This window comes from Rubripirellula tenax, from assembly GCF_007860125.1.
GTDB classification, from domain to species: domain Bacteria; phylum Planctomycetota; class Planctomycetia; order Pirellulales; family Pirellulaceae; genus Rubripirellula; species Rubripirellula tenax.
The window spans coordinates 104,027-115,943 of the sequence record NZ_SJPW01000005.1 but is presented as its reverse complement, the minus strand read 5'-3'; the positions used below and the strand labels follow the sequence as shown (position 1 = coordinate 115,943).

The following is an 11,917-nucleotide window of genomic DNA, read 5'->3' as shown; positions in this document are numbered from 1 at the left end:
TCCCAACCCACAGAAAGCCGCGGTTCAGCTATTAATTTACTATAAGCCAGTGGATTCCTCCCTTTCGCAAATCGATGTGACTTGCTTCTTTGATGGATGGTACGGATGGGCGATGCGTAGTCGCCTGGAACCGATCAACCCAACGCTGCGTTAGTTAAGGATTTGAAGGCACACGGATTACTCGATGATACACTCGTGATTTGGGGCGGCGAGTTCGGACGGACTCCGTTCGTTCAAGGCGACATCACCAATCGCAAAGCCCACGGACGCGATCACCACACGCGTGCGTTCACGATGTGGATGGCCGGTGGCGGTGTCAAACCGGGACACATCCATGGCAGCAGCGACGAGTTCGCGTTCCACGTTGCCGAAGACCCCGTCCATGTCCGTGATCTGCAAGCGACACTCCTACACCTCTGTGGCATCGATCATGAACGTTTCACGTATCATCATCAGGGGCTGGACTTCAAATTGACCGGCGTCGAGCCAGCCAGCGTGGTGAAGCAAATTCTGGCGTAGGGCAGGCTGGTCGGGCATGCCGGGATAGGCCGAACCAGGGTGACCGGGCGGGAGGCTGTCGGGATACCAGTGTCCCGGTGGCAAGTGGTACGAATGGTCGGGCGGGAGCCGGGGCCAGATGTGTGGTGGCAACTGATTCTCAATGCTCACCGGCGGTTTGGGTTCCGGTGGCCAGAAGAGATCACCGGGCCACCATGGCAGTCGTGGGCCGGGATCGGGGGTGCCCGCCGGATAGTCGTCGGGCCAGACCGGAGGTTCGGGTTCGGGCAACGGTGGGAACACGTATGGTCCATCGTCTTCCTCTTCGGGTTCGTACGGCGGTTCGTTGCCGGGTGGAACGAACGATACGGTGGCTCATCGGGTTCGTAGGCGTGGCTCATCGCAATGCACTCCGCTGCAATGAATTTGCAGTGTCAAAAACGTTGCGTTCGCTTGGGGGGAATCGTAACGTATCATGCATTTTGTCTCGAAACCGTTTTCAGTTCTCGTCTACTCGAGACTCTTCACGAAGACTGTTGCTTCCGCTGTACTTTTTTCAATTTGCGAACCAGGGCGACCACGCCGGTTCGTTCAGAGTGCCCAACCTCGCGGCGTCACTTTCGCCGCGAAAAACGCACGTCTTTTGCAGTGCTTCCGCAATCGAGAGAGTCTCGGCTATCTCCCTTCGGCTGGCACGGCTGAGCCATCACAACCCCAAGTTGGCGAATCTCCGCCGAGACTATCTCGCTCTCACCTTTCAGCCGCGCTCTAAGTTCATTCGCCGTTTGCTTCGGCTCCTGCGAGCCGGACGGTGAAAAACCATGTTCGGGTTAACAGGTTGGAGCATCTTTGAACGCCTCTGCTTTTGACTTTATCCGGCGGATTCCGCGAATGCCTCTTGCTGGCCGTCCAAGCATGTGGACTTTCGAAGCCAGCGCAGAACAGTTCATCTGGGCTCACTACCCTATCTGAATTTTTACCAATCGTCGCGATTGTACTGCTTCGGTGATTGGCCGGACTTCGCGGTGACCTTGATGGCACTCAGCTTGCCTTCCTGAAGGGATTCAAGAGTCACCTTGAAACGCCAGTCGTCGCCAAAGTCGTAGTGGAAAACCATCGTTTCACCGATTGAGAGCGGTACTTCACCGATTCGCATCTCATTGGCAAAGTGACTGGCATCTTCCAAATGGGGTCCGACAACGTTGATCGAGTTGCCCGCCGCGTCTCGCAATTCAAACTGATACAAGTGCTCGAAATCAAAACGGAAAGCCATCAATATCGCATCGGCAAGTTCATCGAGAACAGCGTCCGCCGGAGCCACCATTCGCCGCCAAATTTTTCCAAGCGATACTTTAAAAGTGTGATTGCCTTCGCGAAACGCTGGTTCGGATCGCGTGAGTGTTTTCGCCCATGCGGGAAAGATCGGTTGCAGCTTCTCGTGCAAGAAATCGGTTTTTTTATTTTCGTAAGGGCCTAAGTTGCAAGTCACAACAAACATTGCATCGCCGAAGCCCGTACGCTCGATCCGACGCACGTTCGCAGCCTTTCCGGGTTTCGGCTTCGCGTCGCATTCCAGTCGCAGCCATCCGAATTGGTGCAACAAACAAAGGGCGACTGAATTTTCAACGCCGTAGAGGATTCCGAAGCGATCGTCGTCCACCACGGTGACTTTCTCCTGCAAACGAAGGTAGACGTTTCGGATCTCGTTCACCAAGCCACTGTCCCCACGGCTTCGCATGCCGACGCAATCCCATGATGCATCGTACAAGCAGCACGCCATCAGATTGAAAAAACGTTCGGTGGAATTGAGCGACTGCCACTGCTCCAGCATGGCTGGATCAATCAAGACGATGCGTTTGGGTTTGGTCTCGCCCACCGCCAATCTGGCACCGCGTAGCAACATGAACAAGCCCATCAGCGTCGGGAATGAACGCAGTTGTGGACGCTTCAAATCATGCGGCATTGGTTCGACCATGGTCTCGTTCAGTTCCGCAAGCACTCGCTGTGGCAACGCAAAGTAGGCGCTCGTCGTCTGAATTCCCGTTCCAATCACGTTGATCAACGTTTCAATATTCGTCAGCAGTGGACCCGGCAACCGTTCGTCGATTTTCGTTTGCTGAAGCACGGCTTGGTGTTCGGGGGAGAACTCGGCACCAAATAGATTCCGGATATCATTCATGGGAATTTTGATTGGTGAGAAGTGTTCCGTCGTGACTGCTCATTGGACTCGATCAAGCGAGACAATAGAATTCCTGTGAACACTCTTCACAAGGGCCGGCCGACTTGCAGGTCGGTCGGCAGCCTGAAAACCCAACCCACGATCGTAGCGGAAGCGAATCAACATGGCTCGCAAGAAAAAGGCGACTTCCAGCCAATCAACGCTTGAAAAACTTGCCGCCGCGATCGGTGCGTGTGGTAAGTCGGCAGCCTGTTGCTCGGGCATGATCGAGGCGGATGACTTCGAGATCACCATTGCGGATGCGGGCCTGCTTCCACTGCCAATGCGAGCGAAGCATGTTCGTGAGCTTGGTGACATCGCGAAACCAGCCCCCTACGGCAAGCGGACGGAGACCATCGTTGACGCGGCCGTCCGCAATTCACTAGAAATCGACTCCGCGAAGGTTCAACTGTCGGCAGCGTTGCAACGTGCGATCGACGACCAATTGCCAGTCATTGAACGTGGCCTCGGCTTGCCCCCGGGACGGCTAAAAGCGGAACTTTACAAGTTGCTGATCTATCCCACCGGCGGTCGATTCAGGAAGCATCGTGACAGCGAAAAGCGCAAAGGTATGGTCGGATCCCTGATCGTGGTGTTGCCGTCCAAATTCAAACGAGGCTCACTGCTTGTTTGGGAAAAGGACCGACCGCGGCGGTTCGATTTTGGCCAAGCGCGGCTGGAGCAAACCGCCGAGTACGTCGCGTTCTACGCCGATTGCGAGCACGAAGTCGAGCGAGTCGAAAGCGGTGTCCGCGTTTGTCTGGCATTCAACTTGATTGTTAAGCCGTCCGGAAAACGCAAACGCAAGCCCAGCGATGCGGCTGATCCGGTTGTTGTGGATGCACTTTCGGATCGTCTGGCGGCTCACCCGCAAAAACCGATCGTCTTCCCGCTCGATCATCACTACACAGCGGCAGGTTTGAAGCCGAACTTGTTGAAGGGTGCCGACCGAGAAATTGCCGAGCAAGTCCGCTTGGCATCGGAACAACTCGGATGCCGACTGTACTTCGGTCAAGTCTCGCGGCACCTGTGCCAGTATGCGGACGATGGGAGTTTTGGGTATGAGCGAAGAGGCTATCGGAGTGGTCCGGTCGACTACGACAACTTGAACATTGGCGAGTCTTACAACGATGAAATCGTCATCGACGGCTGGAAAGATGCCTCGGGAAAGAACGTTTCGCTCGCGGAGTTACCGTGTGACGAGACCATGTTGGCTTGCACCACGCCGGTCGAACAATGGAAACCGACCCGGCAGGACTACGAGGGCTACACGGGGAACGCCGGCAATACGCTTGATCGCTGGTATCACCAGTCTGCGGTCGTGATTTGGTCAAACGAACACCATGCTCAGATCGTCGTTCAAATGGGTATTGAGTATGCGATCGAGCAATTGCTTTCGAAGCGTGGTGAATTGCAATCGGTGCCGGACGACGATTTGGAATCCGCATGCGACGAATGCCAGTCGCTCGCCGAAGCGATCATCGACAAGTGGCCCGAGCGGTTGTGGCGACACGCTCGAGGCGAGAAAGAAGATCAAAAGGAACTGAAGAAGTTTGCCGATGAGCTGCCCTCGTTCGACGATCCCGATTTGATCGGCCGCTTTTTGCAATCGCTTGCTGGTCGGGATTGGACATTTAACTTGGACAAGTTGGTGGTCCAGTCGTGTTGCAGGATGGGTGCCGACGTAATGCTACCGATCTTGCAGTCGTGTCTGTCATCTCCACCGCCAACGAATCAGTATGGACGAATCGCGGCCGAAGGGCTTGCAGATCGCGATGCCAGTTGGATCCAAAAACTAGCCACGGACAAAAAGCATGCCGGGTTGGCGACTGCCGACTTGGCCGGACTGATCGAGATCGCGACAGCGAGGCTGATTGCTTACGTCGAGAAACTGGAACATGGTTCGTATCACCGTTCGTTTGAAGATGTACAGGCACCTTGGAAGCGACTGTTTCAAGCCGCCATCGTGATCCGTGACGACGACACCCTCGCAAAGCTTTTCGACTTATTGCGGCGCGCGCCGACATGCTTTCCTATACGAACTTTCCAAGTGGCCGCAGCCAACGAGATCGACTGCTTTAGCAATAAGCTTGGTGGCGAAATTTCAGCGACGCTGCGAGGTTGGATTCATGAACTCAACGAATTTCTTACAGCCGCCACCAACTGCGAGCCCACACCTCCCCAAGACTTTTCGCGACCCAATCAAACAGACTGCGATTGCCGATTCTGTTTGGAGATGCAAACTTTCTTGGTGTCGCCCACCCAAGAAACGACCCGGATCGCGGCCCGCGAAGATCGACGTCACCACCTCGTTGACGTGATCCGGAGCAAGAAACTTGACGTCACTACCGCCGTTGAGAAAACATCCAGTCCCCACAAGCTCGTTCTTAGAAAGACCAGCGGTTCGTTTGATCGAGCACTCAAGCAATATCACAACGATCTCAAGCTTCACGCGTCGCTACCGAAAATCGAAGGCTGATCATCGTTGATCCGCTGCGTCAGATCTGTCCACATTTTTCGTTGTTCGCGCCAGTCATGGGTTTTGGCGATCGGGCGGACTTCGCGTTCTAGGATCTGGTCGCGACCTTGCACGGTTCGTGGCAAGGCGAGGATCTGTTCTTGGATGTCGGGGGCCAGATTGTCGAGCCACATGATTTGGGACATGCGAGTCGTTGAGATCTGGCCGTAGTGGGCTAGTTCACTTTGGTTGATGATGACGCCGTCGCGGACGAGATCGCGGCAGCGATGGGCAAGGGCGAGCAACCGCGTGATCCGTGGGACTCGGCCGAGCGGCTTGTCAGGGGCCTTGCCGTTGGCGAGCGACTTACTGCCGTTGCGGCGAGTTTGAACGTGGAAGGACCGGTTGATTGTGAGTTTGGCGTTCATGCGGGCACCTCCATGCTTTCGGCGGTCAGGCTTTGCATGCCGGTTTCGTGGAACGTGATGCCGACGTTGCCCTCGACGCCGTCGAAGTCGACTCGGTCAACAAGCAGCGACGTGAGACGGACCTGTTCGCGGGGCTGAATCGTTTGCCACAGTTCCTCAAAGCCGGCGAGCAGTTGCCGGACGTCGGCGGTGTCGATGGCTTGGGATTTGAGCGATTGGAGTTCGGTGCCAATGGCTTTGAGCCGGTCTTCGGCTGTGTCGATCCGTTTTTGAAGTTCGGGTAGCCCAGCGACTCGGCCGTTGTTGGAGACGTTGGCGGCGATCGCCCGCAATTTCTCGTGATCGTTTCTGAGTTGCCGTTGCAGCGATTTGCGTTCGGCTTCGAGGTTGTCGTGGAGTGATGCGGATCGTGATTCGATTTGCCCGATAGTTTGATTGAGCAGGTCTTCGTCGGTGCCGATGGTTTGAATTTGCTCAATGACAAAGCGTTCGATCTCACCGGCGGGCACGGACGGTGCCGGACATTCCGACCAACCCTTTTGCATCGCGGTGCCACAAACGTAGTAGCGGTACCTCTTGTTGCCTTTGCAGCTGTACGAGTGCGTCATGGGTCGGCCGCAAGCTTTGCACCAGATCAGGCCCTTTAGCAACGCGTTATGCTTGTTGCGAACACCGGTGCCGCCGGAATTTCCGTTGGCCTTCAGTTGTGTTTGGACTCGCTGGAAGAGATCGGTGGGCACGATTCCGTCGTGTTCGCCTTCGTGCGTTTCGTCTTTGTAGCGAATCTTGCCGATGTAGGTGACGTTGGTCAGCAGTTTATAGACCGCGTTTTTTGTGAACGTGCGACCGCCGCGATGATCGCCTTTTTTGGTGATCCATTGTTTGGTTGTCCAACCACGCTGTCTCAGCTCTTTGACGACGGGCAACAGTGAGCGATACTCGATATACAGATTGAATATCTGGCGAACGCGATCGGCTTCGGTTTCGTCGACTAGCAATTTTGTGTTCTTCACTGTGTAGCCAAGCAGCGGCATTCCGCCGGACCATTTGCCGCGGCGGCGCGAGGCGGCCACCTTGTCACGAATCCGTTCGCTGATCATTTCTCGCTCGAATTGAGCAAACGACAACAGCACATTGAGCACTAGCCGGCCCATCGACGTTGATGTGTTGAACTGCTGTGTGACGCTGACGAACGAGACGCCGTGTTGGTCGAACGTTTCGACGATCTTGGTGAAGTCGAGCAGCGATCGGCTAAGGCGGTCGACCTTGTAAACGATCACGCAGTCGATCTCGCCGGCCGCGATGTCTGCCAGCAATCGCTGTAACGCCGGCCGTTCCATGTTGCTGCCCGTGAATCCGCCGTCGTCGTAGGACTTGGGGATGACTTCCCAACCCTCGTGCTTTTGCGAAGCGACGTAAGCCTCGGCGGCGTCACGCTGAGCATCGAGCGTACTGTATTCTTGCTCGAGTCCCTCTTCGGTGCTCTTTCGGGTGTAGATCGCGCATCGCACGGTCTTCTTTGGGTTCTTCTCGGAATTGAGTGGCTTGAGGTGGTGACCTGATCCCGGGCGCGCCCAGGGCTTAGGATGGCCGCTCAAGGAGATTGCCAGAATGAGCAAGAAGCCCCTCAAAGACACCAGCAAATCACGGCGTCAGTTTACCGATCAATTTAAGAGCGATGCAGTTCAGATGCTGCTCGACGGCCATACCGCGAGTTCAATCGTTGACCGGCTCGGCCTTACAGGTACAAACTTGCTGTACCGATGGAAACGAGAACAGTTGCGACAAAGTGGCCCCGTTGCTTCGTCGCTCGACAGCCGGGTCAAAGAATTGGAAGCCGAGCTGAAGAGAGTCGAGCGAGAGCGTGACATTTTGAAAAAAGCATTATCTATTTTCAGCCGAAGCGATTGAGTGATCGATTCGTCGCGGCGGCAGAAGTCATTGATTCGACGAAAGCATCGGCCACCGAGGTCTGTCAGGTTCTTTCACTCTCGCGAAGCTCGTTCTATGGATTCCAAGAGGCGACTGAACGAGATGAGTCAACGCGGGCAGAGGAGCTTTCCCCAATGATCATCGACATCTTTTGGAAGCATCGGCGACGCTATGGAGCCCGACGAATCAGCAGTGAATTGTCTGATCGCGGCATTGTCGCTTGCCGAAGAACCGTTGCGGAATCAATGAAATTGCAGGGTTTAAAAGCGATTCAGCCCAAGTCGTTTCAACCAAAGACTACCGACAGTCGGCACCGACTGGGGTACAGTCCAAACTTACTTCTGGATCGCTTTGAACTCAACGCAGTCAACAGATTGTGGGTCGCCGACATCACTTACATCCCCATAGCAGGTCGTCGCTTCGCTTATTTGTCCATGACCATGGACCGCTTCTCGCGACGACTCATCGGATGGAAACTCGATGTAACGATGACCGAGCAACTTGTCGTTGGAAGTCTGAAAGATGCGATTATGATTCGACAGCCCGAGGGTGACTTGATCCATCACAGCGATCGCGGTGGCCAGTACGCTGGCAATCGCTTTCGCCAGATCCTTAAGCGTTCATCAATTCGACAGAGCATGAGTCGCGCTGGCGACTGTTATGACAACGCATTCATGGAAAGTTGCTTTGGAACAATCAAGACTGAACTCGAGACGACCGAATACGAGACTGTATCTGAAGGAGAGCGTGAACTCGGAAGTTACTTCAGCTATTACAACCAAGATCGAAAGCACTCGAGTCTTGGCTACCAAACACCCAACCAGTTTGAATCCACTCACCCAGGTCGAGAATAAGCCCTGGGCGCGCCCGGGATCAGGTCACCACCTCAGCTCACGCGCGTGCGTCCGAAGAGGTTTTCTAGGCATCGCTGCGATGTCCGAAGTCGGATTTGGTACTCTGTGAGTGCCGGGCGAAGCGGAGAAATCCCAAAGCCGAAACTTTCAGCGTTGGTCACACGCGAAGAGGATCTATCGGAGATTCAGAAGTGGTTAGACAGCCCGAACGGGATGGTCGTCGTGGTTGGGCCGACGGGTAGCGGAAAGTCGACGCTCATGTATGGCATGGCTGAAGAACTAAGCTCATCCGCCACAATCGTAATTACACTCGAAGATCCCGTAGAGCGTGAATCCAGTGAGATGACTCAGCTCCGGATTGGTTCCGGCACGAGCGATCTGGATCTCGCCGACGCCGTCGAGGTGTCGCTTTGCTTCGACCATTTGCAGGACCGCCGCAATGCGTTCGCTTTCGATGCGTCTTTGCTGCGGCGAGACGGAGGTTGCCAACTCGATCACGTTGACCAGTCGTGTGTCGCCGTCTGCTTTGTCATGGTCCCGTATTTCATGTTCCAAAGCGGTGAGGCGGTGGATGGTGACTTCGGCGGAGAACGTCGATCCGTCTTTGCGGCGACCTTTTACGTGTATCGGCGGACCGCTGGTCGGTTCGCTCAGTTGTGCCAGGATGCACGCGGGGTGTGACTCATTCGCACCGTTGGCGGCTTGTGGAAAAACAATGGCGACCGACCGGCCAAGCAATTCCGCTTCGGAGTAGCCGAACGTCCGTTCGGCGATCGGGTTGACCGCCTCGATCAATCCCTTGGAATTGCCCAGGAGTATCGCACTGTTGGCCGCCTCCAGCAGCAAACTGGCGAGGCGATTGTGACGCAGGGGATGGGGTGGGGTCGGCATGCTGTGGGTCTCGCAATCGTGAACGCTTCGTTGCGGGGAATACGTTTGTGCATACCCAATGCCGCTAACAGGGTTTAGGTTCCGAAGACTGAATCATCTTTCGGCATGGGGTTCGCTTTGGATTGATTTTGCGAATCGCGATGGTTCCGACTCTTGCATTCTTCTCGTCAATGCTAGCTTATGTCATTGGTCCAATCGGTCGAGCACGTCGTGACTCGTTTTCATGCAAAGGTGAGCACGCGACCGCCTGAAGATGCGTCGGATGAAAAGACACTTGCGTTTGAACAGGCGATTCGACGAGCGGGCCACCGCGGGTTGGATCGTATTGAAGTGATGCTGCGAGATGGCGAGATCGTTTCGTCGGGTCGTGTGAAGTCGTACTACCTCAAGCAACTCGCCCAGGAAGCCGTGCGGTCGCCTGCGATCGGTCTGCAAATCCGAAACAACGTCCGCGTTGAGCTTTGAATCCAACAAGTCCACAGGAGATCCAACCCATGCGCGCCATCGTCATCTACGCCACTTGCGAAGGGCAAACCGAACAGATCGCACAGCGAATCGCCAAAGGCATGACCGCCGGCGGTGTGCCGACCGACACGTTTGACGTGACTCGGCATGACATCACCGAGTTGGCGGTGGAATCGTACGAGGCGGTCGTCTTGGGATCGTCGTTGCACTACGCCCAGCACGATCCGCGAATCGCTTGGTGCATTCGTCAACACCGTGATTTGCTCGCCGATATCCCGGCCGCGTTCTTTTCGGTGAGCCTTGGAATCGTCAGCAAGAGATTCAAGGATCGTGCCGAGGCCAGACGGCTTGCCGACGAGTTTTTGCAGGAAGAAAACTTCACCCCATCGCGTCGAGCCTGTTTCGCCGGAGCCCTTCGCTACTCTCGATACGGATGGCTGAAGAAACGGCTGATGCACTGGATCGCCGAGAAGTCATGGCGTCCCACCGAACTGAATCGCGACTACGAATTCACCAATTGGGATAACGTTGACGACTTTGCAAGCGAGTTCGCTAAGTTCATTCACAGTTGTCGGCGAGAGCCAACGCCACAACCTCGATTCGCCTTCACACGCAAGCCGCAACGCGAATACAGCGTCCACGCGAATGCGTCACCGTGAGAATTCTTTTCGCAACCGGATCAGAAACTTGGCACCTTGTTCAGGAGCATCACCGACTTGGATGTCGCCACCGTGTGCTTCCACGACCCGCTGAGCGATGGACATTCCAAGTCCGGTGCCGCGGGCCTTCGTGGTGTAGAAGGGCTCGAAGAGTTTCTCGCGTTGCTCCGCGTCCAAGCCGGGACCGTTGTCTTCCATTTCCACCAAGATCATTTCGGGTCCGTCGCACTTGCAGCGAACGTGAATGCAAACCGGATCTTCGCAAGCGGCCAAGGAATTTTCAAACAGATTGCGAAACACTTGTTCCATTCGCAACACGTCCACCTTCACCGGACACCCACAATCGGCGTCGACGAGTTGTGCGTCGCGGTTGCCGCGAACTTTGGACAGGTAACCCCAAACGCGTTGCCAGACTTCGTGCAGTAGGACGGATTCTCGGTGCAAGTGAATCGGAGCGGCAAACTGCCTGACCTCCTCCAAAGTATTGTTCAGTTCCGTCGCGGCGCGGGCGACCGAATCGACTTCTTCGCGGCACTCGGATTCGATTGGAATATCGAGTCGCAGGATTTCGACGGCGGTTTGGATGCGATGCAGTGCGTTGCGACTTTCGTGAGCCAGACCGGCGACCGTTTGACCGATCGCGGCCAAGCGATGATCCCTCGCGGCGGCTTCTTGTGCTTCGATGACATCGGTGACGTCGACTCCGATCCCCAGCACGGCGGTGATGGTGCCGTCTCTATTTTTCAAAGTGGAATTGGACCAGCGGATCTGCCGAACGCGGCCGGTGGTCGTCAGGACTCCGTTGCAAACCCCCGAACATTGGTTGCCATCCACAGCGGTATGAAAGACTTCGCGAAGACGAACGCGTTCAACTTCGGGGATGCAGTGCTCGATGTATTCTTTGCCCACCAATTGCTCCTGTTGCCAACCGGTGACCTTGGTGAAGTGTTGATTGACTCGCACCACGCGTCCTTGCAGGTCGAGCACGACGATGAAGCCTTCAGCCGTATCCAAAATCTGGTTGGCAAATTGTTGCTGTTGATGAAGCTCCATCTCAATGCGTTTTTGGCGGGCGATCCGCGCGACGCTCTGACGGATCACATCCGGATGGACCGGTTTGAGCATGTAATCGGTCACACCCAACCGAAACGCCTTGATCGTGCTTTCCACATCGGCGAAGCCGGTCACAACAATGAACTCGGCTTGGGGAAGCCATTCGGTGAGTTCGGGGAGCGCGTCTTCGACGTTCCCATCCGGCAGCAAGCGATCCAAAATCACCAGCTCGACATCATCTCGAACGCCAGCATCACGGATTTCGCCCAGGCTGCTGACGACCCGCACTTGGTGTCCGTCCAATTCCAAAACGTCGACCAGGTTAGCTTGCCCGTCGGGATCGTCTTCGACGAGCAAGATGTTTAGCTCGTCTCTCATTTTTGATCCCCGGCGAAATGGGTGCGTGGATGGTACTGGGTGTGCTTTTACCCATCATACCGACCTCGCTTCCCCGCGACAGG

General features: G+C 55.6%; 10 protein-coding genes and 2 pseudogenes. 7 read left to right on the top strand and 5 right to left on the bottom strand.

Features of this window, described 5'->3' with window-relative positions:
• Positions 1–129: 129 nt before the first annotated feature.
• Positions 130–519 (top strand): annotated as a pseudogene (locus Poly51_RS18645) (DUF1501 domain-containing protein); the annotation flags it as partial.
• Positions 520–1,474: 955 nt separating this feature from the next.
• On the opposite strand, the gene Poly51_RS18635 reads toward Poly51_RS18645, so the two are convergent.
• A complete protein-coding gene (locus tag Poly51_RS18635) occupies positions 1,475–2,677 on the bottom strand; it encodes a plasmid pRiA4b ORF-3 family protein (protein WP_146459312.1) in 1,203 nt (400 codons plus the stop codon).
• 163 nt (positions 2,678–2,840) lie between these two features.
• On the opposite strand from Poly51_RS18635, the gene Poly51_RS18630 reads away from it, so the two are divergent.
• A complete protein-coding gene (locus tag Poly51_RS18630) occupies positions 2,841–5,195 on the top strand; it encodes a 2OG-Fe(II) oxygenase (protein WP_146459311.1) in 2,355 nt (784 codons plus the stop codon).
• Here Poly51_RS18630 and Poly51_RS18625 read toward each other — a convergent pair.
• Complete coding sequence (locus tag Poly51_RS18625) at positions 5,165–5,602, bottom strand: hypothetical protein (protein ID WP_146459310.1); 438 nt, start codon at positions 5,600–5,602, stop codon at positions 5,165–5,167. The genes Poly51_RS18630 and Poly51_RS18625 overlap by 31 nt on opposite strands.
• A complete protein-coding gene (locus Poly51_RS18620; RefSeq protein WP_146459309.1) occupies positions 5,599–7,113 on the bottom strand; it encodes a recombinase family protein in 1,515 nt (504 codons plus the stop codon). The genes Poly51_RS18625 and Poly51_RS18620 overlap by 4 nt, the downstream gene beginning before the upstream one ends.
• Positions 7,114–7,213: 100 nt before the next feature.
• Between Poly51_RS18620 and Poly51_RS18615 the strand changes: the two genes are divergently transcribed.
• The 3 genes and pseudogenes from Poly51_RS18615 to Poly51_RS31850 all read left to right on the top strand — a co-directional run.
• Positions 7,214–7,513 (top strand): transposase, encoded by a 300-nt coding sequence (locus tag Poly51_RS18615; protein ID WP_246114597.1) that lies wholly within the window; start codon positions 7,214–7,216, stop codon positions 7,511–7,513.
• Positions 7,510–8,388: an IS3 family transposase gene (locus Poly51_RS18610; RefSeq protein ID WP_186775655.1), complete on the top strand. Its 879-nt coding sequence runs from the start codon at positions 7,510–7,512 to the stop codon at positions 8,386–8,388. The genes Poly51_RS18615 and Poly51_RS18610 overlap by 4 nt, the downstream gene beginning before the upstream one ends.
• A gap of 45 nt (positions 8,389–8,433) precedes the next feature.
• Positions 8,434–8,736: pseudogene (locus tag Poly51_RS31850) on the top strand (ATPase, T2SS/T4P/T4SS family); the annotation flags it as partial.
• On the opposite strand, the gene Poly51_RS18600 reads toward Poly51_RS31850, so the two are convergent.
• On the bottom strand, positions 8,674–9,279 hold the full coding sequence (locus Poly51_RS18600) for a PAS domain S-box protein (RefSeq protein WP_146459307.1): 606 nt from the start codon (positions 9,277–9,279) through the stop codon (positions 8,674–8,676). The pseudogene Poly51_RS31850 and the gene Poly51_RS18600 sit on opposite strands and share 63 nt — an antisense overlap.
• A 180-nt stretch (positions 9,280–9,459) precedes the next feature.
• Between Poly51_RS18600 and Poly51_RS18595 the strand changes: the two genes are divergently transcribed.
• Both Poly51_RS18595 and Poly51_RS18590 read left to right on the top strand, forming a co-directional pair.
• Positions 9,460–9,744 carry a BON domain-containing protein gene (locus Poly51_RS18595; RefSeq protein WP_146459306.1) on the top strand — a complete coding sequence of 95 codons (285 nt, stop codon included), beginning with the start codon at positions 9,460–9,462 and terminating at the stop codon, positions 9,742–9,744.
• Positions 9,745–9,773: 29 nt separating this feature from the next.
• The gene (locus Poly51_RS18590) at positions 9,774–10,403 is read left to right on the top strand and encodes a flavodoxin domain-containing protein (protein ID WP_146459305.1); all 630 of its coding nucleotides are present in this window, start codon (positions 9,774–9,776) and stop codon (positions 10,401–10,403) included.
• Here Poly51_RS18590 and Poly51_RS18585 read toward each other — a convergent pair.
• Positions 10,395–11,834 (bottom strand): hybrid sensor histidine kinase/response regulator, encoded by a 1,440-nt coding sequence (locus Poly51_RS18585; protein ID WP_146459304.1) that lies wholly within the window; start codon positions 11,832–11,834, stop codon positions 10,395–10,397. The two genes, Poly51_RS18590 and Poly51_RS18585, sit on opposite strands and share 9 nt — an antisense overlap.
• Positions 11,835–11,917: the final 83 nt, after the last annotated feature.

Coding starts and splice junctions, on each gene's coding strand:
- Poly51_RS18635 (WP_146459312.1), bottom strand. CDS start 2,677: ATGAATGATATCCGGAATCTATTTGGTGCCGAGTTCTCCCCCGAACAC.
- Poly51_RS18630 (WP_146459311.1), top strand. CDS start 2,841: ATGGCTCGCAAGAAAAAGGCGACTTCCAGCCAATCAACGCTTGAAAAA.
- Poly51_RS18625 (WP_146459310.1), bottom strand. CDS start 5,602: ATGAACGCCAAACTCACAATCAACCGGTCCTTCCACGTTCAAACTCGC.
- Poly51_RS18615 (WP_246114597.1), top strand. CDS start 7,214: ATGAGCAAGAAGCCCCTCAAAGACACCAGCAAATCACGGCGTCAGTTT.
- Poly51_RS18600 (WP_146459307.1), bottom strand. CDS start 9,279: ATGCCGACCCCACCCCATCCCCTGCGTCACAATCGCCTCGCCAGTTTG.
- Poly51_RS18595 (WP_146459306.1), top strand. CDS start 9,460: ATGTCATTGGTCCAATCGGTCGAGCACGTCGTGACTCGTTTTCATGCA.
- Poly51_RS18590 (WP_146459305.1), top strand. CDS start 9,774: ATGCGCGCCATCGTCATCTACGCCACTTGCGAAGGGCAAACCGAACAG.
- Poly51_RS18585 (WP_146459304.1), bottom strand. CDS start 11,834: ATGAGAGACGAGCTAAACATCTTGCTCGTCGAAGACGATCCCGACGGG.